General features: G+C 60.2%; 18 protein-coding genes. 6 read left to right on the forward strand and 12 right to left on the reverse strand.

From position 1 onward, the window contains the following. The first annotated feature begins 1 nt into the window (after position 1). Complete coding sequence (locus JWJ90_RS19145; RefSeq protein ID WP_205228838.1) at positions 2 to 1741, forward strand: Eco57I restriction-modification methylase domain-containing protein; 1740 nt, start codon at positions 2 to 4, stop codon at positions 1739 to 1741. 2 nt (positions 1742 to 1743) lie between these two features. Continuing rightward, positions 1744 to 2484 carry a PaeR7I family type II restriction endonuclease gene (locus tag JWJ90_RS19150; RefSeq protein WP_205228839.1) on the forward strand — a complete coding sequence of 247 codons (741 nt, stop codon included), beginning with the start codon at positions 1744 to 1746 and terminating at the stop codon, positions 2482 to 2484. A gap of 3 nt (positions 2485 to 2487) precedes the next feature. Here JWJ90_RS19150 and JWJ90_RS19155 read toward each other — a convergent pair whose 3' ends face one another. Next, positions 2488 to 4050: a minor capsid protein gene (locus tag JWJ90_RS19155; RefSeq protein WP_205228840.1), complete on the reverse strand. Its 1563-nt coding sequence runs from the start codon at positions 4048 to 4050 to the stop codon at positions 2488 to 2490. Continuing rightward, positions 4050 to 5558 carry a phage portal protein family protein gene (locus tag JWJ90_RS19160; RefSeq protein WP_205228841.1) on the reverse strand — a complete coding sequence of 503 codons (1509 nt, stop codon included), beginning with the start codon at positions 5556 to 5558 and terminating at the stop codon, positions 4050 to 4052. The genes JWJ90_RS19155 and JWJ90_RS19160 overlap by 1 nt, the downstream gene beginning before the upstream one ends. A 299-nt stretch (positions 5559 to 5857) precedes the next feature. Between JWJ90_RS19160 and JWJ90_RS19165 the strand changes: the two genes are divergently transcribed. Further along, complete coding sequence (locus JWJ90_RS19165) at positions 5858 to 7168, forward strand: ATP-binding protein (protein ID WP_205228842.1); 1311 nt, start codon at positions 5858 to 5860, stop codon at positions 7166 to 7168. An 84-nt stretch (positions 7169 to 7252) separates the two neighbouring features. On the opposite strand, the gene JWJ90_RS19170 is transcribed toward JWJ90_RS19165, so the two are convergent. From JWJ90_RS19170 to JWJ90_RS19180, 3 genes are read right to left on the reverse strand one after another with little or no spacing between them, the layout of a single operon-like run. Next, a complete protein-coding gene (locus JWJ90_RS19170; protein WP_205228843.1) occupies positions 7253 to 8776 on the reverse strand; it encodes a terminase large subunit domain-containing protein in 1524 nt (507 codons plus the stop codon). Next, complete coding sequence (locus tag JWJ90_RS19175; protein ID WP_192623669.1) at positions 8776 to 9054, reverse strand: hypothetical protein; 279 nt, start codon at positions 9052 to 9054, stop codon at positions 8776 to 8778. The genes JWJ90_RS19170 and JWJ90_RS19175 overlap by 1 nt, the downstream gene beginning before the upstream one ends. Then, entirely contained in the window at positions 9051 to 9323 is a 273-nt protein-coding gene (locus tag JWJ90_RS19180) for a hypothetical protein (protein WP_029917946.1), read from the reverse strand. Before JWJ90_RS19180 ends, JWJ90_RS19175 begins: the two co-directional genes overlap by 4 nt. A 140-nt stretch (positions 9324 to 9463) precedes the next feature. Between JWJ90_RS19180 and JWJ90_RS19185 the strand changes: the two genes are divergently transcribed. From JWJ90_RS19185 to JWJ90_RS19195, 3 genes are read left to right on the forward strand one after another with little or no spacing between them, the layout of a single operon-like run. Then, entirely contained in the window at positions 9464 to 9658 is a 195-nt protein-coding gene (locus JWJ90_RS19185) for a hypothetical protein (RefSeq protein ID WP_205228844.1), read from the forward strand. Between the two features lie 33 nt (positions 9659 to 9691). After that, positions 9692 to 10066 carry a hypothetical protein gene (locus tag JWJ90_RS19190; protein ID WP_205228845.1) on the forward strand — a complete coding sequence of 125 codons (375 nt, stop codon included), beginning with the start codon at positions 9692 to 9694 and terminating at the stop codon, positions 10064 to 10066. Next, the gene (locus JWJ90_RS19195) at positions 10047 to 10961 is read left to right on the forward strand and encodes a tyrosine-type recombinase/integrase (protein ID WP_205228846.1); all 915 of its coding nucleotides are present in this window, start codon (positions 10047 to 10049) and stop codon (positions 10959 to 10961) included. The genes JWJ90_RS19190 and JWJ90_RS19195 overlap by 20 nt, the downstream gene beginning before the upstream one ends. 600 nt (positions 10962 to 11561) lie before the next feature. Here JWJ90_RS19195 and JWJ90_RS19200 read toward each other — a convergent pair. The 7 genes from JWJ90_RS19200 to recD2 form a co-directional block, all read right to left on the reverse strand. After that, a complete protein-coding gene (locus JWJ90_RS19200) occupies positions 11562 to 12062 on the reverse strand; it encodes a hypothetical protein (protein ID WP_013258634.1) in 501 nt (166 codons plus the stop codon). Positions 12063 to 12153: 91 nt separating this feature from the next. After that, positions 12154 to 12432 (reverse strand): hypothetical protein, encoded by a 279-nt coding sequence (locus JWJ90_RS19205; RefSeq protein WP_136873453.1) that lies wholly within the window; start codon positions 12430 to 12432, stop codon positions 12154 to 12156. Positions 12433 to 12435: 3 nt separating this feature from the next. After that, entirely contained in the window at positions 12436 to 13206 is a 771-nt protein-coding gene (locus JWJ90_RS19210) for a hypothetical protein (protein WP_205228847.1), read from the reverse strand. Positions 13207 to 13696: 490 nt separating this feature from the next. Then, complete coding sequence (locus tag JWJ90_RS19215) at positions 13697 to 14293, reverse strand: RloB family protein (RefSeq protein ID WP_011367839.1); 597 nt, start codon at positions 14291 to 14293, stop codon at positions 13697 to 13699. Further along, a complete protein-coding gene (locus tag JWJ90_RS19220) occupies positions 14293 to 15639 on the reverse strand; it encodes an AAA family ATPase (RefSeq protein WP_011367840.1) in 1347 nt (448 codons plus the stop codon). Before JWJ90_RS19220 ends, JWJ90_RS19215 begins: the two co-directional genes overlap by 1 nt. A 93-nt stretch (positions 15640 to 15732) precedes the next feature. Then, positions 15733 to 19044, reverse strand: coding sequence for a CHC2 zinc finger domain-containing protein (locus JWJ90_RS19225; protein ID WP_205228848.1), 3312 nt, complete (start codon positions 19042 to 19044; stop codon positions 15733 to 15735). Beyond that, positions 19041 to 21219, reverse strand: a 2179-nt coding sequence (recD2, locus tag JWJ90_RS19230; RefSeq protein ID WP_205228849.1) for an SF1B family DNA helicase RecD2, incomplete at its 5' end; no start/stop codon positions are given. The genes recD2 and JWJ90_RS19225, both read right to left, overlap by 4 nt.

Consider the following 21219-nt stretch of genomic DNA (forward strand, 5'->3'; position numbering starts at 1 on the left):
CATGCCGAGCCTGATACAGCCAACATTATTCGACCTACTTGATGTTCCGGCCTTTCCGAGACCTGCGGCGGTCACGAACGCGATTGAAACACTGGCTTCAAACAGTGGCATCGAGGCGCGAGGGGCAATCTTTACGCGCATCGAGGTCGTTGATTTTATTCTCGACCTGGTTGGCTACGTCGCCGATGAGCCATTGCACCACCTTCGCATTCTGGAGCCCTCTTTTGGCGAAGGCGATTTCCTTCTTCCGATTATTGAACGACTCCTTTCTGCGTGGCGGGAAAATGGCGGGAATGTTTCTTCCGCTGGCGTTGAATTGGGAGAAGCCATTCGTGGCGTGGAGCTGCACAGGGAAACCTTTGTCTCAACACGCAAGATTGTCGTCAACCGCCTTATCAAGGAGGGGATTTCGGCATCCGTGGCTTCAGAGCTCGCCGACCAATGGCTGATTCAGGGGGACTTCCTTCTTGAGCGGCAAAGCGCCCGCTTTGATTTCGTTGTCGGTAATCCGCCATATGTCCGGCAAGAGCTGATTCCAGCGCCGTTGTTGTCTGAATACCGTCGCCGCTATCAGACGATGTATGACCGCGCCGACCTCTACATTCCCTTCATCGAACATTCGCTGTCACTTCTCGACAAAGGCGGAACTCTTGGTTTTATCTGCGCCGACCGCTGGATGAAAAACCGCTATGGCGGTCCATTGCGGGAGTTCATAGCAAGAGGTTTCCATCTCAAAGCCTATGTCGATATGGTGGATACCAACGCCTTTCATTCCGAAGTCAGTGCCTATCCCGCGATCACCGTCATTGAGAAGACGAAAGCAGGCGCAACCCGGATTGCCCACAGGCCCAAGATTGAGAAAAAGGCGTTATCTGCTGTTGCCGCAGAAATCAGGTCTGAAGCCCTGTCCAAAGACTCATCTGTCCGGGAAATGGTTGGAGTGGCAAGTGGTTCGGAACCTTGGCTTTTGGAATCATCGGATCAAATGTCGCTGATTCGACGTATCGAAAGCCACTTTCCCGCACTAGAACATGCTGGCTGTAAGGTCGGAATTGGTGTGGCCACTGGCGCTGATAAGGCGTTCATCGGGGATTTCGAATCTCTTGACGTCGAGCCCGACCGAAAACTTCCTCTTGTGGCGACCCGTGACATTCAATCCGGTGAAGTCGTCTGGCAAGGTCAAGGAGTTATCAATCCGTTCGCAGATGACGGCGGCCTTGTCGATTTGCGGGATTATCCCAAATTGGGCAGCTACCTTGAAGAGCGCAAGGCGGTCATTGCAAAGCGCCACTGTGCCCAGAAAGCACCGTCAAATTGGTATCGGACGATTGACCGGATATGGCCGGAGCTCACCAGTAAACCAAAGTTGCTGATACCGGATATCAAAGGCGAGGCTCATATCGTTTTTGAGCCCGGCAAACTCTATCCGCACCACAATCTTTACTATGTAATCTCGGATACCTGGGATTTGCGGGCATTGCAGGCGGTGTTGCTCTCCAGCATCGCCAAGCTCTTTGTGGCAACCTACTCGACGAAAATGCGCGGAGGCTACTTTCGCTTTCAGGCTCAGTACCTGCGGCGCATCCGTATCCCATTCTGGCAGGACGTATCCGAGAATCTCCGGAGGGAATTGATCCATGCCGCGACCTTCCGCGATCTTGACGCCTGTAACAGAGCGGTTTTCAAACTTTACAAACTGAACCAAGAAGAACGATCCGCTCTTGGCGGCAATGGAGAATAACAATGGCAATTGATCTTGTGGATTACGAGCGCAAGGCTCATGAAGCTGTGCAGGCGTTTTGGGGAAACCGGGAAGCCGCCAGGCAGAAGCAAATTGAATCGGGCAAGGCCGACCAGGGCGAACGCGCAGGCGTGACCGCTGGCAAAAATATGGATGGGTTCATTGCTTTGATACTCGATATCATTCGAGCCAATGGACTCGCCCATGCCGACATCCATCAGAAACGCGCCGTCCTGACGCTGCCCGGTTTCTTTCGGCCAACCAAACTCTGGGATCTGCTGGTCATCCACAAGGGTGAACTGATCGCGGCTATCGAACTGAAAAGCCAGGTCGGACCTTCCTTCGGCAACAACTTCAACAACCGGACGGAAGAGTCCATCGGCACAGCCCATGATTTATGGACAGCATACCGAGAAGGGGCATTCGGCAAACAGCCCCGCCCATTTGTAGGCTGGCTGATGCTGGTTGAGGACGCGCCCGAATCCCGGTCTCCGGTCAAGGACAACTCGCCTCATTTTCCCGTGTTCGAGGAATTCAAGGGCGCATCCTATCTCCAGCGGTACGATTTGCTGTGCCAGAAGTTGACTCAGGAACAGCTCTACACAACCGCTTCGGTAATCGCCTCTCCGCGAACAGCCGCTGACAGCGGTGATTTTTCCTCGTTGTCATCAATGACCAGTCTCAAGACCTTCGTCTCCTCTCTTGCCGGGCACATCGCAGGCGAAGCGGCAAGACTTGAGTAGTTATCAGGAACCTGCCTTCACCTGCCGGAGAATCCACTTCCTCAACGTTTCCTCGGTCGCCAGCCGGATCAACGCCTCGACGAGCTGCTGCTTGTTCTTGAGGATGCCGATACCGTGCTTCTGTTTGGCCGCCGCGAGTTCCTTGCCCATCAGGCCGCTGTGGTCCACGCCGGGCTCCAGCTTGTCCAGCAGCTCGATGGTCTCCTGCTTGGTCATGTTGAGGGAGATGCCGTTTTCCTTCGCCATCTCCTTGAGCTGCTGGGCGGTCATGCCCTCCAGCCCCTCGGCGGGAGGGATCTTCGCCATCTGGGCGGCGAGCAGCTTGGCCTGTCTGAGTTCCGCCTGCTTCAGTCCCAGCAGCTCGACCAGTTCTTCCTTGGTCCGCAGCAGACCGATCTTGTGTTCCTTGAGCTTGGCGCTGAGCGCCGCTCCGGCCAGGTCACCGTGATCGATCCCCGGTTCGGCCAGATCGAGCAGCTTGATGAAATCGGCCTTGGTCCGGGCAATGGCCACGCCGTTCTGTTTCGCCAGGGTCTGGAGCTGTTTGACCGTCAGCGAACCGAGGTCGGCGATGTCGCCGGTTTCAAAGGCGCTCTTGAGCTTGGCGTTCTCCTTGGCCTGGGCATCGGCCATGCCTTCCAGCACATGGGGCGGTAGAATGCAGGCGTCCCCCTGCGATGCCTGGGCGGCGGCCTTGGTTGCCATCTCGCTACCGCAGACGGTCATCGGCCAGGCCACGATGTTGGTACAGCGGCAGTGCGGATGCGCGGGTTGCTGGGGGAACTTGTCGATGGGAAAGGTCTTGCCGTCCAGGCCGCCGCAGACCGGGCACATGCGCTCATCCTCCATGGCCAGCCATTCCAGTTTCTGGATGCCGACCCGCTCGTGGAATTTGAGCCTGCCCATGTTGTGGGCGCGGAGGACCTCGGTGCGGGCGATCATCTCCATGCGGTACTGAGCCTTGTTGAACACCCGGCTTCCGGCCTGGCGAAAGGAGTCCTTGTCGATGATCACCTTGCCCATATCCCGGACGATGTCGTCGGCTCCCTTGCCCGTGGCGACGCCGTTCAGGATGGTGCGCTTGATGCCGTCTGCGAGTTCGCGGTGAACGTCACCGGCGAGTGTGAGGTTGTACTGCGCCATGAAGTCGAGAGCATTGGTGTCGACGATGGTGAACACCTTGGTGGCCAGCTTGTCGATGCCTTCGGGTTTGAGGTCGGCGTAGAACGGCAGCGCCGCGTCGGCGAGTTCGCCGATTCCCTGCTGGATGCCGAGCTTGAAGGAGTCCTTGGTTGTCTTGCGAAAGACCAGGGTCTGCTCCCGCTTGAGCCGCTTCATGGTGTCGTCGAGTTCGAGCTGGAGCTTTTCCAGCCCTTTGAGGGCGGCGAGCTTGTTGTCCGGCAGGGAGCCGAGGGAGCGGTACTGGAGAATGGCGCGGGCGACCTCGTCTTCGGCCTGTTTCAGTGCCTGGGTGAGTTGGGCCGTGACCTGGTCGTTGTAGCGGTTGCGGGCCGTCAGGCTTTTCAGGGTGGCCGCCTGGATGCGCTGCTTGAGGTCCGACGGCATCAGCGGGGCTCCCGGCGGTCGATGAAACGACAGGCCGGGGCGTCGAAGGTGCGCTCGCTGTTGTGAACCCGGCAGTGGTTGGTGTCAGCAATGAAGTGGCTGCACTCGTCGCACACGGCAGCAATGCCGGTGGACTCCAGGTCGCCCGACCAGACCAATGCCGCCTCCGCCGTGGGTTCATCGTCCTCGGCCGGAATCCCGAGCATCTTCCGGGCGCGAGGCACGCTGAGGATGCCGGAGACGACCATATCCACCACCGGCTTCACCTGTTTCTCGTCCATCAGGTCGATCTGCTTACGTTCGGTCTCGCGGTTGGCGGCCTCGATGTCCGGGTCCAGGTCCATCTTGAGCTGAAGGCTGGAGCGGCTGATGAGTTTGCGGTCGTAGAGTTCGATGAGGAGCTTCTTGAAATCGACCGCGTCGCTGGGGTCGAGGTCGTTGAAGATGAACTGGATGCTCTTGTCGCCGTGGCCGTTCAGCTCCATCCAGTCGTCGAACACCCAGTCGAGGAGCTTGCGTGCGGCCTGTTTGATCTCGCGGATCATGACCATCATCTTCTGCATGCTCACCGAGGCAGTGGCGAAATTCGGACCGTCGCCGGTCACCAGCGAGCGAGACAGACCCAGGGCTACCACGATGTCTTCCTTCACCTCCTTTACCTTGTCCTCGACGTTGAGGACCTGACCGTCGGTGCCGTGGGTTTCGACATTGACGTAGAACGGGACCACCAGGCCACTTTTCATGTCCATCTTGTTGACCATGTCGCGAACCTGTTCGAGCATCCGCTGGTCCGGCATCACCATCTTCTGGCCGAACGCGCCGCCCACCTTGAGCAGACGGAACGGCGTGGCCCAGCGCTTGGCGATGGCCTGTTCGGCCCGGCGGTAATCGCGCAGCAGTTCGATGGCTTGAAAGGCGGGAAGCACGAGGGAGTTGCCCCTGGGCGAAAAGGCGGGTGCGTCCCATTTGAGATGGACCACCTGCTCGACGGGCAGCGGGATGGATTCGCCACCGCCGGGGGTGTCCTCGGGAAATTGCCGGGCCTCGATCAGTTCGCCCTGGGCGTATTTGACCTTGACCGAAACCGGGTTGACACAGACCAGCTCCTCGATGTCCTGGCCGGACTTGGTGAAGCGCTTGAAGCCGATGGCGTCGCCTTTCACCAGGAGCTGAAGAACCATGTCCTTGATGAACTGCGAGACGTTCAGCCGCCAGGCGGCCTCCAGAGCCTGTTCCTTGAGGTTCTCGTCATCGCTGGTGATCTTGATCTCGTCGCCCACGGCGAAAGTGCGCCAAGAGTTGACGCAGTTCTTCACCAGCGGCTCCTCGACGTAGTATTCCCAGGCCTTGCGGGCGCGTTCTTCCCAGGTGGCCGGAATCGCTTCGGCGGCGTTGACCTTGCTGAAGGCGGCCGAGTCGAGCGCTGCCGCTGCGGCCAGCGGCGCGATGACAAAGCCGGTGGTGTCCAGGCTTTCGGGTTGTTCGTCCTGATGGGCGGTGCTTTCCACGTGATCCTCTCGGTAGTTTCGGCCATGACAGCCGCACATCCGGCCCGTGTGGGCCGAACCCGGCTCGATGCCGGTTACTTACCGGAGATGGGTGGAAAGCGTCGGAGGATGAGTTTGGCGGGTGGTCAATATGCAAAACCTCTTCATTTGAGAAGAAGTAAAGAGGTTTTGCATCAGACTGCATTGAGGCGGCCGAGGCCGAAACCAGAAATTTACCTTGCCATTTCAAGCCTAAACTGGCAATAATTATTTCCGGTTGTTATATTGACCGGAAAAATTGATAGCCGGAGGTTTTCGCGATGATTGACATGCTTAAAGAAATAATCCTCGATTTTCAGGAGATTGACCTTCCGACGGGTGTGCCCAGGCGGGTTGCTGTTTCGCCAGTGCCGGGAAAAGCCACGGTTTGCATCGGTGTGCGCCGCAGCGGTAAATCGACTTTCATGTTCCAGCTTATGAAGAAGCTGCAGGACACTGGCGTTGCCCGTCAGAACATCCTCTATCTGAACTTCTTCGATGATCGTCTGCATAGTCTGCAACACGACAATCTGGGTGTGATTCTGGAAGCCTACTTTTCGCTCTATCCGGAAAAAAAGAATGCCGAGAAGGTTTATTGCTTTTTCGATGAGATCCAGGTCGTACCTGGCTGGGAGCCCTTCGTTGACCGCTTGATGCGCATGGAAAAGTGCGAGGTGTACATTACCGGGTCGTCGGCTCAGATGCTCTCACGAGAGATAGCGACCCAGATGCGCGGCCGGGCACTCTCCTGGGAAATGTTCCCGTTTTCATTCCGGGAGTTTCTCGACTACAAGGGGATCGAGAGCGACGGTCCACTCTCGACCAAAAAACGTCTGACTGTCCAGAAGGCATTCGAGGAGTACTGGGAAACCGGTGGCTTCCCCGAGGTTGCAGGCCTTAACCGTATGCTGCGAATCAAGACCCACCAAGAGTATTTCAACGCAATGCTGTTCCGGGACCTTGTTGAACGCCATGATATCTCTCACCCCAAGGCGGTCACGGATCTGGCGCATTGGCTGGTGGACAATACGGGTTCCCTCTATTCCATCAACAACCTGACCGGCTACCTGAAATCCCTGGGGCACAAAGCGCCGAAACCCGCCGTCTCCGATTATCTCGAATGGTTCGAGGATGCCTACGTTCTGTTCACGGTGCGCATCTTTGACGCCTCGCTGGCCCGGGCCAACACCAACCCCAAGAAGATTTACTGCGTCGATCACGCGCTGGTGACGTCGATCAGCTCCGGCATTCTGGTCAACTCGGGCCATCTTCTGGAGAACCTGGTGTTCACCGCGCTGCGTCGGGTCACGCCGGATATCTTTTACTACAAGACCAAGGCGGGCCGGGAGGTTGATTTCATCGCCGGACGACAAGGCCCGTCCCGCATGCTTGTTCAGGTTTGTGAATCGATGGCCGACCAGCAAACCCGCAAGCGGGAAACCACCGCGCTTGCCGAAGCCATGACCGAACTGAAACTGTCGCATGGCATTATCGTGACGCGTAACGAGGAAGAGCAGATACAGGTAGATTCCGGAAAAATTGACGTGGTGCCCGCCTGGCGGTTTCTGCTGAACATGCCGGAAAACGCCTGACATCCAAGCCACGGCCATTCCCTGGCCCTCGGGCATCAGACCTATTGTTGCCACTTCCACAAAACTGGTAACGATTTGTCTGGTTCAGATAAAAATCGGGTTGGTGAGCACCGGCTTGAGTGAGACCACCTCTTCGCCGACCGGGTCGAGGTTGCCTTCCTCCCGGATCAGCATGGCGCAGCGCACCGCGTCGATGATATGGTCGTTGCCCTTGGAATAGATGATCTTGCCGTCCCGCAGGGTGTAGGTGTGGGTGGTGAACTGGTCCTCCACCTCCAGGTCGTCCGAGGGGAAAATGACCTGCTTACGCTGCAGGGCTCCGTTGATGAGGCTGGTCATCAGCTCCTTGGTCCGCTTCTTGATTTCCTTGCCGTCGCGGACCGCCAGCCGGGTCATGCCGCCGAAGTCGTATCCCTTGAGCCTGCCTTCCAGCTCCAGCCCTTTGTACTTGTCCAGGGTGAGCAATTCCTGAACCACCGCCAGACCGTTCCCACCGTTGTCCACGCCGATGCCAGCCGGGGTGTAGTAACGCTCCAGCAGCGCGATGATCTGGGCGATGTGCGGATAGGAAACGTGTTCAAGATGCACGCGCAGGATCATCTTCAGCAGCGTCCGCTCGCCGACCTCCATCTCCTGAAATACGACGATCTCGGTGGGGTCGTTGGTGTAGCCCAGGTCGCCGCCGACCCAGAACTGCCCGCTGCGGGGAGTGAGGTTGAGCAGCATCTCCAGCCGGTCGTGGGCCGCTTCCTCGGTATCGCAATCGCGCAGCTCGGAATCGGTGATGACGATCTTCTGGTACTCCAGCAGATCCTGCCGACAGAGGTTGAACTGCTCGACATTGAAGGCCCCATAGGAAGGCTTGCCGTGTTCACCGGCCACCTCGTGCTGCCAGCCGGAGCTGTCGCGGCCGCCGTAGAACTCCAGCAGTTCGGCCTCGCGATCTTCGGTCCACAGGGGATTGAGCCAGGACGGCCAGCGGAACACATGGAACTGCTCCGACGAGGTGAGCCGGTAATAGGTGGTGTCGCGCAGGCCGTTGGGCGTGGAGTAGATGCGCAGGGTTCCCCCGGCCTTGAGGCACTGGCGCAGCGCCTTCCAGGCCCGTTCGGTCAGCCAGGCTCCTTCATCGACCCAGACGCGGCCCACGTGCAGGGACCGGAAGGCGTCGCCATAGGCCCCGGCCGGGCGGAAATAGAGCACCGAACCGTTGGTGAACTCCAGCCGGAAATAGGGTTTGCGGTGGATTTTGGGTTTGCCATATTTGGTCAGGGCGATGCTGTTCATCAGATCCGGGTTGGTGTCGAGCTGGAACTCGATCTCCTCGATGATGGTATCGAGGTGCCCCTGGTGTGGAGCCGCGATGAGGCCCTGGCCGCCTCGGGTGGTGAAGGCGTAATGGAGCGCGTCGGTCGAGAGCACGATGGACTTGCCCACGTCCCGGCCGTCGAGGTGGATGATGTTCTTGGCCGGGCAACGCAGGTCCTCCACCTGGTGCGGCCAGTAGTCGCGGCCTGAGCCATCCCGGTTGTAGAGGTAGGCTTGCCCCCACAACACGGGATCGCTCAGGGTCGCCGCGAGTTTGCGCTCCTTGTCGGTTACCGCCATCAGTGCATTCCTGTCCTCAAGGCGTTGCCGAGGATGGTGCCCACCAGTTCCGTCAGGATCTGCTGCACGGCCAGGGTGTTCTTCCGGTCGTGGACAGCCTCCTGAATGTCGATAATGGCCTGGTCCAACTCCGCCCAGGCCCGGTATTGCTGCTGGGCCGCTTCCAGACGGCCGAGGGCGTTCTCGATCCGTCCCGCCGCCAGTTCGGTCCCGATTTCAACCAGGGCCTCACCGGCCTGGCGGACGGCATCGCTGTTTTCCTGAAGGATCTCTTTCATTGGCCTGCCTCCTGGTTCGAGCCGTTGGCCCACTGGTCAAGGGCGTCCACGGCGGTTTGCAGGCGCAGACCGACTCCGGTCAGTCGCTCGGCATCCGGGTGGCCGACCTCGCGCAGCGCCTTGTTGGCCTCGGTCACGTACTCGGGCGTGTGGCGGTTGACGGTGGCCACCGCCGACTGGATCTGGGCCGGAGGCCGGTAGGTGGCGCAGCCGGTCATGATCCCGGCCAGCGCCAGCGGGATTGTCCATTCGAGGGTCTTCTTCAACATGTTGATCTCCTTTGGGTTATGGGTTTTGGGCACATGCAGAAAGATCTCTGCAAACACTTGATTTCCAGCGAAATAGAAGCGTCATTGGATGTGACGCGGGATGGTCCCGCATCCAAGAAAACCGGAACCGGAGACAGGCCATGACCTACGACAGAAACCATCAGCAGGCACTCAAGGCGTACCGAGAAAAGCAGGAAAACATCGCCCGGCTGATCGAGGGCATTCGCGGCAAGCTCGAAACGGACGCGAAGCAGCCGGACATCACCTGGGCGAGCGTCGGCTCCCTCGGCCACGTCGAGGAACTGCTGCGGGAGCTGGACGAGTTCCTGTCCTGAACACACCGGGCCACCGACAAAGGAGACATCGACATGACCGAATGCACCGTGCATCAAGCCGCCGAGGCTTTCATCGGCCACCTGCGGGAATCCGGAAAGAAAGAGCGGACCCTCTACACCTACCGGAAGGACCTCGATGTAGTGGAGGCCTTCTTCGGCGCGGATCGCCAGCTCGCAGAGATCCGGCTTCCCCAGGTCGGCAAGTTCTACAAGTCCGACCTGCTGCTCAAACTCCCCGACGGCAAGGAGCGAGCCGAACGCACCGTCGCCAAGACCGTCCGGGTGTTCCGCATGATGATGGTATGGGCCAGGGAATCTGGGCGCATCGAGGAGCTGCCGCTGCCCAAGAGCACACCCATGGGCCACAGCCGAGTGAAGGAGTCCAGCGATGAGCAACCGAACGGCTGACCTCGACCTGACGGGCGCGACAGAGGCGTTCTGTGCCCGCCTGTCGGCCGAAGGACGCTCCCCTGCGACCATAGCCGCATACCGCCGAGACCTCGCCCTGGTGGCCCGCGTGGCCGGGGATCTGGCCCCTGGGATCGTCTGCCGGGAGGTCACGGTCGGGCTCCTCGACGAGGTGTTTTCCGCCGGGGCGGTCACCGAGAGTGAGCGAGGCCCACGCTCGGCGGCCTCGCTCCATCGGATGAAGGCGGCGGTGCGGGCGTTTTTCGCCTGGGCCGCCGAGGCGGGCGTGGTCGATGACAATCCGGCCCGGTCCATCCGCATGCATCGGCTGCCAAGAAAGCTGCCGGTGTTCCTGACCGCCGCCGAAAAGAAACGCCTGCTCAAGGAGCTCAAGGGGTGGAGCGACTTCTCCGCGCTGCGCGACCGCGCCATGATCGAGGTGCTACTGGGCACCGGGATCAGGCTTGGCGAGCTGGCCGCGCTCGACATGGATGACATCGACCTCGACGCCAAGCATCTGCGGGTGCGGGCCAAGGGGAATGTGCCGCAGGTCAAGTTCATCAAGACCGACCTCCGCACATTGCTGCGCCGTTACCTGGCCGAGCGCCGTCGACACGGCCGCCCGGAAATGGAAGCCCTGTTCCTGTCGAACCGGGACGGCAGACTCTGCCAGCGGCAGATAGCCAACCGGCTCGCCCACTGGCTGCGGAAGGCCGGGATCGAAAAGGAACTGACGCCGCACGGGCTGCGGCATACCTTCGCCACCCACCTCTACGGCGCGACCAATGACCTGCTCGTGGTGCAGCGGGCCTTGGGGCACCGGGACGTGTCCACCACCCAGATCTACACCCACCTCGTGGACGGCCAGCTCGAGGAAGCCCTCGAACGCCTCTGATCCTTCCGGACCCGACGATGGGAGCGGCCTCGGCTGCTCCTGTTTTCGTTGGCCGAGACAGTGCCGAAGACAGTGAATGACAGTGCCCGCAGAAGAACACATCTGCCGATGATGAATGATCATGACGATGGTTCTCAGCCTCCCTGGCAGAGCGGGAAATATCGATTGACCGGAATTTCTCCTTTTCTGTTTGTCGGCCGCACATGGCTATAACTGCTTGGCTTGTGCGCTCCGGGCGCGGAACACACATGGCAATATCTGCTTGGCATATGCGAGGGCCGCTGTCGAAGGAATGGCTGTTTGCGGGGCTTGGCCGGTTCTGACTGGGGCTCGACATGCCCATATTTACTTGGGTTGTGTGAGAGAGCCCCGGCGTGAACATGCCAATATCTACTTGGGTTATGCGGCTCGGCTTATGCGTACACATGCCAAGCGGATATCGAGAGCTGCAGGAAGAAATCGAGGAGTGGGAATGATGATCGGCCGCCGGAGAATGCCGATTCCGAAAGTGCAAGGAACACGTCTTATCCGCAATTCCTGGTGAAGCTGTCTGCCGCAAGTCGCCGTGTGCCGGGGTCATCGGAAAAGCCCTCCATGGTGTTATCCGCAATTCTTTCCGCGTTTCTTGCGGCCGGAGGTTTTCGTGGCCGGAGCATTGGCGGCCTCGGCCACCTTCTCGAGCAGCGCCGCCGCCCATTCCGCCGGAGAGGTCTGCGGGCCTTTCGGCTCCTCACCCTCGCGGGCAATCTTGGTGGTCTTGAGATCCTTCATGTGGCAGCGGATCATCCGGTCGAGCTTCTCGGCGGCGTCCGTGTTCCCCTCGATCTGGGCGCGGACCAGCTTCACCGAATAGACGCCCACCAGCTCCACCTGCAGGAAGTCGCTGGACTTGTTGAACTCGAAGTCCTGGTTGAGGCGGTCGATGATCGCGTCGAACATGACCTTCTCTTCCGGCGTCAGGCAGCGGTCGGCGAAGATGCCGTGACGCAGCCGGTTCTGGTTGCCCTCGGGCGCACCAGGCCCGCGCCGGGGCGGTTCGGTCTTGCCCTCGTTGCGATGCCAGCGGTCCAGCGTCTCTTTGTCCGGTTTGTTCAGTGCCACGTGGAAATCCTGCCGAATATTGTTTTCCCAAGCCGGGATGCGGGGCGGGAGGCCGATTTAGCCTCCAAACGCGCTCCCGCCGGTTCAGGGGTTACTTACCGGAAGCGGCGCTAAACTGTCGGTCCCGACCCTGTTTTCGTTCGGCGGCGATGATCTGGTTGACCCGGCGGGTGGTCACTCCGGCGAGGTTGGAGATCTCCTGGCTGCTGATCCCCTGCAGATGAAGGGCAAGCACCAGGTCGCGGCGCTCCTGGTAGAAGCGGCTCGGTGCCGGGACCCAGAGAATCCCGGTGTAGTGCTTCTGGATCTGCTCGAAAAGTTCCTCGGGCAGGACATCCTTGGCGTTGGCGTAGCGTTTCTTTTTCTTCACGGCTCAATCCTCCACTTTCTTCATCCACGGCTGCGGTACGTCCGGGTTGTAGAACCGCAGCGTGCTGGGACGCCCGGACTTCGGCCCGTGGATAATTTCGATAGAACGCTCGGTGACCTCGCCAATCTCCTGATCGCCATCGACGAAGCAGACCAGACCGTAGTCCTCGCCGCAGGGAAACCGGAACCGGCCCTGGTTCTGATAGAGGCGTGCCTCGGACCAGCCCTTGGCCATGGCCTCCTCACGGATGGTGTCGACCTTGGCGACAGCCTGGGAAGTCACCGGCTGCTTACATTTCCAAGCTTGGTTCCCGGGATAAATCCAGTCCTTTCTGGGAACTTCGACGGGTTTATCCTGGGGCTCGGGACGAAGCGCGGGTGGCCGATAGTTCTTTGGGGAAAAGGACTGCAGGACCTCTTGTAGGCTTTTCTTGCCGAACTCCCGGATGGCCAGCTCCTGCAGGGCGTTGAATCGCTTCCGTAGCGTGTTCCAGGCATCCTCGGGGAGCTTTCCGGCCTTGTGCGCGGCTTGGGCGGTGACCATGCGGGAACGTAGCCAGGCAAAGTATTCAGGCGACAGACGGCGACACAGCGTGCCGTTGATCTCCCTGTCTTCAGGCCAGTCGCGGGCGTCCTCGATCTCGTTGACATCGAGCCCGGTGGAGACATAGATGGCGGGCTGCGGTGGTTGCGGTGGTAATAATGGGGTTTCACATCCGGCCGAGGCTTCCTGCCCTCCGGCGGTGTGCTTGATCATGGTTTTCAGAAGGCTCATGGCTTCGGGCTCCAGAAATACGGGTTAATCGCTTTTCCCGTTACTTACCGGAGCTGCCCTGAAACCGTCGGTGACCACCCGCTGCGGTGGATATGTGCGGTGGTTGCGGTGGTCGTGCGGTGGAAGGTTTTCTTGTCCCACCGCAGGGGGTAGTTCTTTGTTTGTTATTTGTTTTTAGATAGTTATGAAGAAAGAGAAGAGAGAGTGCGGTGGTTGCGGTGGTATTTGGGGAATGTCTCTCACGCTGGGCCGGAATTTGCCTGGCGTGGGATGTCGGGTTGGTAGGTAGAAAAAATATTTCAACCCATAGGGGGTGAGACCTCTGGATTTACCACCGCAACCACCGCAAAGGCCATGAAAGCCTTGTCTGGCAAGGGTTTGGCGTGCGGTGGTCATCCACCGCAAGGGACAACGGTGATCACCGCACCACCGCAACAGAAAAGGACGCCCGAGAGCGTCCTGGATGATTGGGGATCGAATTGGTTGAGGTTCAGACCTGGAGAATGTTTTCGACCAGCTTGTAAACCGTGGTGCCGCCAAGGGCTCGTGGCCAGTCGGCACAGGGAGGATTGTCGCGCAGCCTGGCGCGGCGGATGGCCTCATCGATTCGGTCGCGGGTGATCTTGCGTGCGTCGATCCCCTTGTCGTAACCGGGAAGATGCCGCTTCAGCCGGTCGCTGCAATCCCGTGACGATGCGATGCCGGTGCCGTCCTCGAAATGAAGCAGCAACCAGTATTCGAACTTGGGGTTGCTGAGGGCGAAGCCGTAATTGTCGCGTGCCTGAGCCCAGGCATGAAGCTGGTCCAACTGTTCGTCGGTCCACTGATCCTTGTCCACCACGAGCCAGGCTTCGTCGGAGGATCTCAGTTCCTCCTGCCGGAGATGGTCCTCCATCCGCTTCAGTACCTGCGGAGGAGAACTATCATGACTGCCTTTGAGGCAGTTCACCCGGATCACCGACTGTTGGTCATTGAAGATGGCGAAATACTGCGGCTCGGTCTTCACGCCTTCCACCGCGATCACGAACAGTTTGCGGTAGCGACGCTCGCCGAGGGGTCTCTGGAATCTGCGTCTCTTCGGTGGCATCAGTCATCCCCCTCACTTTCCTCGGTGAGGCAGGGATTGGTCAAAGCGCCTCCCAAGAGAATCCGGGGAATTCCACCCAGTCGCCCCTGCAGGTAGCTCTTGCGGATGTCCTTGTCGTATCGGACATCCTTGTACTCGCTGAAGGAGAGCAGGTTCGAAGCTCCGGTGGCATCTCTTTCGGCTACCCACATCTCGTCACGGCGCAGGAGTTGCTGATCCATGAGCAGCACGTCATGGGTGGTCAACAGCAACTGCGTTCTGGTTTCCGTGGAGCAATTGGTGAGGTACGCTTCGAGCAATCTGCGTGTCAGCAGCGTGTGCAGGCTACGGTCGACCTCGTCGATCACGTAGACCTTCTTCGAGACCTGGGCCGACAGCTCAAGAAACGCGGGCAGTAGATCGATCACCCGCTGTGAGCCGTCCGACTCCTGACGGATCTCGAACTTGGCTTCCGTGCCGTCCGCCTTCGGATGATAGGTCACCAGCTTCTTGGCGATCAGTTCACCACCTTTGCGGGTCACCACAAATCGCTCGTTGATCGGCTCGGTCAGCAGACGAACGGTCATGCCTTCCTTCACGTCTTCCTGCAGCTTGGTCTTCAGTGGCTCGGGCAGCGGAATGTTCTCGAAAGGGATCTCCTCGCCGCCCAGATGCGCGATGCCGGTGTCGAGCTGCGGCAGCATCTCGTTCATGGTCGAGTAGAGCGGATGCCCCTCGTCGAGGAACTGCTCGAAAGGCTCGAAGCGGGAATCGGGCGCGACCAGCTCGAGCGTGTCCTTGAACCAGTCGTAGACCGGCCGGAAATTGTCGACCTTCTGGGAAACCGAGTTGGTCAGAAAGAGTTGGTTGTCCCGGGTCCCTTTGAAGGCGAACTGGAGGAACTGGTCCTTGGCCAGGGAATCATCGAAGTTGGGCTTTCCGTCCCGACGGTGGTAGAGCACCTTTTCACTGGTGCTCGTAATGGCCACCAGCTTCTCTTCCAGAACCGCCTTGCGGGTCACCGCGAAGCTGAACTCGTAAATGATCTCGTCGATCAGCAACTCGAAGCCAAACCGTGACGGCTGATCGGCCACCTTGGCGTCCAGCCGGAACGGCTCGACAGGAATCAGGCTGTCGGGCTGGGTTCCTTTGACGACCAGCGCCTTGGCGAAACTCAGGGCCTTGAAAAAGTTGGTCTTGCCCGACGCGTTGCCACCATAAATTGCCGCAACCGGAAGAACTCTCGTCTGGTACTTGCCGAGCTTGGGAACCCTGTCTCCATGCTGGCGCTCCCTGCTGGCGACCATCGAAAATGTGACCTGGTTGCGGAAGGACATCCAGTTTTCGAGTGAGAAACTGACTATCATCTTACCGCCTCCTAAAGTGAAATATTCGCTTTATCATGCCTTTAATATAGGCATGGGCGGCCTGAAAGTCAATCTAAAAGAGATAATATCTCGTTAAACACCCCTGCAACCAATCCGGTACTCGAAGTTCTTGGTGTGGGCGTTGCGCTGCCGGTCGATGTCGAACCCGGCGTCCCGGATGACGTCCAGGTCGTTGCTGATGCGCCGACCGAGCTGGGCGGGCTTCTTGTATTCGAATTCGAGGTTGAATTCCCGGCCGACCCTGCGCAGCGCCGCGAGCAGCCGTCCCGCCGATACCGGCTCCATGGTGTTCTCGTTCTCGAACCGCACCTGGTAGCGTTCGATGAACCCCACGACATGGTTTGCCCGGTCGTCCTCGCCATAGCGGGCCTTCTCGTCCAGCTCCACCGCGTTTCGGTAGGCGTGGAAGAGCGACGCAAGTGCCGTGGCAATGGGGTTCGACTCCCGCGCCATCTCCTGGCTGGTGTCGTTGATGGAATGGATCTGCTCGATGAACAGCGGGCTCAGTTCCTCGAGTCCGGTGGTCACCTCGTGTTCCTCGGAACCGGCCAGCATCATCAGGTACATCAGGCTCAGATAATCGTTGCAACGGCGCTTGCCATGGGTCGGCATGGTTCGGTGCAGCAGACGCATGACCTGTTTCTGGGCTCCGTCTCGGATCATCGCCAGCACATGGCTGGTCCGCTTCATGATGGCCGAGATGATCAGATCCCGGTTCTGCTGGATGGCGGAGATGACCTCCGATTCCAGAAAACAGTCGCTGGCCTGGTTGGCGAGGTCGAAGTTGATGACGAAGGACCTCGACAGAATCTCCGATAGCTCCCCGCACAGCGGCTCGATGCCGGTGGTGTTCAGCAGGCACTTGGTCCGCTCGGTGATGGTCTCGCTGTCGGTGCCGCTCTTGCGTTTCTCCTTGGCGATGCCGGTAATGCTGGTCAGCATGAAGGTGGTCAGATCCTCGGTCATCTGCTTGACCTCGATGTTGTCGAGGACGATGAGCGGATTCTGCGAGCCATCGGTGTAGTTCGCCGCGTCGGTGGCCTTCTTGTGCTGGGGCTCGCCGTAAAGCAGTGTCGACGTGATCTTGCTGGCGGTGGTCTTGCCCGATCCGGCCGAACCCTCGAAGCGGGTCATGGGCCGCGTTCCGGCAAAGTCGATCAGCAGAAAACAGGAGAGCCAGGAAAGGATGAGAAATCGATCCCCCTGCGGACAGGTCATATTGCCCACCAGCAGATCGACCAGGAGCCGGTCCGCCTCTTCGAGGTCGGCGTCGGGCAGGAATTTCAGCGGCTTCATCTTGTGCGAGCCGTCCAGGATGATGCCGTCCTCGTTGCCGCCGTTCTTCATGATCTGAATCTCGTCCGGGGTGATCTTGGCGATCTCGTGCTCCGGATTGTTCAGGTTGAAATAGACGGTGTAGGAGGCCACATCGGTGTGCAGCCAGGAAAAATGGTCGCGCACCTGGCCACGGATCATCGCCAGGCTTGGCAACACCTCGAAAAATGTCCGTCCGCCGTTGGAGGTCGGCACCATGCCCGTGTGCTTGTAGAGCATGGCCGCGTAATGGCGCTTGCGGCCCCGGTCCGGCGAATCCATCCAGTAGATGGCGTTGTCGAAATACATGAACGGCTCGCCCTGCAGGGTGTGAAAGAACTGGGCACCGTTGGCGGTGAACCAGTCGTAGGCAGCCTCGGCGGCCAGGGTGTAGTCGGGAGCGCCGTTCTCCAGTTCCGTGTCGATCAGCACCTCGTCGACCCGGGCGCGGCACGATCCGGGCATCGCGCCGGACATCCGCTTGGCCTTCTTCTTTTCGTTACGGAACTCGACCTTGCGGTCCTTCTGGATGGCGCGGATCTGCTCTTTGAGGGTGGCCATCGATACGCCACCGCCGATGCGCTCCTGCACCAGCTTCAGCAGGCGGGCCTGTTCCAGCGGCGACTGCTCGGAGATCTCCCCCAGGATCGGTTCGAGCAGGCGGTTGCGTTCCTCCTCTTCAGCGCCCTCGGGCAGCGAGCGCACGCCGAACTCGATGGGCGTGCTGGCTTCAGCGAGCAGACGTTCGAAATCCTCCCGGGTATGCCCGGCGGCAATGTAATCGTTGACGTCGATCTTGGCGGTGGCGAGAAGCGCCTCGGCCGCCTGGATTTCCTCGGCTGGACGTCCCGCCAGCAGCTTGGCCAGCTCCTTCGGCCCCACGCTCGCCGTCAGGCCGAAGCGTTCGGTCAGCTCCTGCCGGGCCGAGATCTGTGTTTCCGACAAGGGCAGCGTCACCAGGCGGGTGTCGATCTTGTGTTCGGCCAGGGTGCGGGCGGTTTGCAGCGCCCCCTTGAGACCGGCCTGGGAGAGTTCGTTGTCCTGGCAGATGTAGACGGTTTCGACGCCGCGCAGCTTGGGGATCAGGCGCTCCCAATCGGCGGCCCGGATGCGGACGGTGACCGGCGATACGGTGGGCAGGCCCAGTTGCATCAGCGCCAAGCAATCGGTCACCCCCTCGGTGATGATCACCTTGCCGGGCCGGGCCAGCAGACAGTCCTCGTTGAACAGCAGCGCGTTGTTGATGAAGTCGGCGACGTAGGGCCGCTGGTGCTCGTCATGAACCGGCAGCTTCTTGTATTTCCCTTGCTCCCAGCCCACGTCCGGTGTCCACGGCGTCTTGCGGCCGATCATGAACACCACCCGGCCACGGCTCCAGTACGGAAAGACGATGCGGCGCTCGAAAAATGGCGTCAGGCCGTCCTGGCTCGTTGGCCGGAAAGCGCCGGTCGCGGCGAGCTCTCGCTTGGAGAAGCCGTCTTCACCCCCGGTCAGTTGGGCGACCGCGCCGGACGCGTTGTCCGCGTAGCCGATCAGGAGATCGTCGATGGTCTCCTCGCTCAGGGCGTATTTGGATTTCAGCCAGTCGAGGACCTCCGGCGACTGCTTGAGCCTGGCGTGGTAAAGCCTGGCCAGCGAGGTCAGCGCGTCCTTGACCCGCAGTTCGAAGGCGCGGTCGGCTTCCGTCTGGGCCAGACGCTCTTGGCTGAGGCCATAGCGCGACAGCGGCGGCAAACCCGCCTTCTTGGCGAGATAGTCCCGGGCCTGGCGGTGGCTGTCCGGCATCGGACCGGATTGCCCGGCGGTGACCGAGCCCGTCTGAATGAACTCCACGAGCTGCAGCACGTCACCGCCGACTCCGCAGCCGAAGCAGTACCAGCCCTGCTTGTCGAGCATCACGTGCAGCGACAGGCGCGACTGGCTCTGATGGTTGGGGCAGTCGCACATCAAGCGCTGGCCGGTCTCCTGGGTGATCCGTCCAGGCAGGAGTTCCCGGGCCACGTCACCGATGTCCATCTCGGTGACGAGCCGGTAATACTCCCTGACGTTATCCGTTCCGCCCATACTCATTCGGCCTCCGCGACACGGGCGAAATCGGCTTCCGCGTGCTGGGCGGCGTCCAGATACAAGGGCAGGAAGGTCCGGCGGTCATCCACTTGACACCGCTTGGCGCAGTTCTGGATGCCCCAGTGATCACCCAGAACAATGGCGGTGCGCCGGGCGCGGGTCACCCCGGTGTAGAGCAGATTGCGGTGGTGCATGAAGGAATGCGCCTTGTGGACCACCACCACGGCGCAGGGGAACTCGGAACCCTGGGTTTTGTGGATAGTGAGCGCATAGGCGAGCTGCAGATCCTGCAGGTCGGGCGACCCCTTTTCCATCTCCACGGGCATGCCGTCGAAGTCGATGACCAGGGTGCCGTTCGCGAGGACATCGACCACATAGCCGATGGCACCGTTCATCACATTCAGGTCGTAATTGTTCCGGGTCTGGATGACCTTGTCGTGCTTGAGAAACGGAGCGCGGCGGCCCATGGCGACCGGCGGTACCTCGGCGTTCCAGAGCTTGCGCTGGATGAGCCGCTGCAGTTCCTCGTTCAGTTCCTTGGTGCCGAGCGGCCCCTTGTGGGTCGGCGTCAGCACCTGCACGTCCTTGATGATGTCGAAACCCAGGGCGTCGAGCCGCTCCTGAAACAGCTCCAGCAGGAACGAGCGTGCCGCCATCGGGTCGGTGAACTGATCCACCAGATACCAATCCCGGCATCCGGCCACCGACGCCTCGCTGGTCTTGCACACCTCGCCCTTGAGAACGGCGGTGCAGTTCTCCTTGAGGACGCCAGCCTGGCGCACGACCTTGTCGAGGATGACCGTGGGGATGGCGCGTGTCTGGATCAGATCGCGCAGTATGTTTCCGGGTCCCACCGGCGGAAGCTGGTTGTGGTCCCCGACCAGCAGCACCGTGGTCCGCGACAAATCGACCGCCTCGAACAGGTGCCAGGCCAGCGGCACGTCGACCATCGAAAACTCGTCGACCACCAGGACGTCGGCATCGATGGGGTTCTCCTTGCTGCGCGAGAAACCCTTGCCGTCATAGCCGAGCAGGCGGTGGATGGTGGTGCCGCTACGGCCGCTGACTTCCTCCAGGCGTTTGGCGGCCTTGCCGGTCGGCGCGGCGAGCACGACCTCCAGATCGCTCTCCTCGCAGATGGTGTTGATGACTGAAATGGTGTAGCTCTTCCCCGAACCGGCTCCACCCGAAATCAGGCTGATGCTGTATTGGAGGGCCGAGCGCACCGCTTCAAGCTGCTTCTCGTTCAGCGTCGCCGCGCAGCGCCGAATCAGGGCATCGAGTTTCTTGACGGACTGGAAATGCAGGTTGGGTGTTTCGGCCTGGCCGAACAGCGAGGCCAACTCCCGCTCCATGCGGACGATCTCCGGCAGAGCGACCACGAAACGACCGCCGTGGGAATCGCAGGCAAGCGCCTGTTCTTCGATGAGCGCGTCGAGGGCGCTCTCGATACGAACCCGGCTGTCCAGGGCATCCATGACCAACAGCAGATTGGCCTGGTCGACCAGATCCTCGTATTCGATCCAGCAGTGGCCATTGTCCAGAGCTTCACGGACGCAGAAATTCAACCCGGCCCGGATACGGGGAACGTGGTCCTTGGGTGTGCCCAGCTTGCGGGCAATCTTGTCGACCTTCTTGAAGCCGAATCCCCGGATCTCCCGAATGAGGATGTACGGGTCTTCCTTCAGGATATCGAGGCAGTTGCCGCCAAGCCTTTCGACCAGGGTGGTGACCTGATGATGGGTCAGGCCGAATGCCGACAGCCAGGCCATGACGGTGTTGACGCTACGGTTCTTCAACCATTCGTCACGCAGCCGCCGGGCCGCGTCCATGGGTAGCCGGGCTTTGAGCGCAATGCGCTCGGGGTCATTCAGAAGGGTTTCTTCAAAAGCGTCGCCGAAACTCTCGACGATCAATCTGGCCTTGGTCGGACCAATGCCCTTGATCTCCGGATGGTTGGCCAGATAGTGGATCAGCCCCTCCGGATCGAGTTCGAGGTCGTGCTCCATCCCGTCGACCTTGAACTGACGGCCGTATTTGGGATGGGTGGCCCACGACCCGAGCAGGACCACAGGCTGATTTTCCCGGGCGAACAAATTGCCCGCGAACTGGACTTCCTCACCGGTCGGGGTGAGCAGTCGGCCTGCGGAGAACTTGGGTCCGGCATAGTAAACGCGC

The sequence above is a fragment of the Desulfobulbus rhabdoformis genome (genome assembly GCF_016919065.1).
Taxonomy (GTDB): domain Bacteria; phylum Desulfobacterota; class Desulfobulbia; order Desulfobulbales; family Desulfobulbaceae; genus Desulfobulbus; species Desulfobulbus rhabdoformis.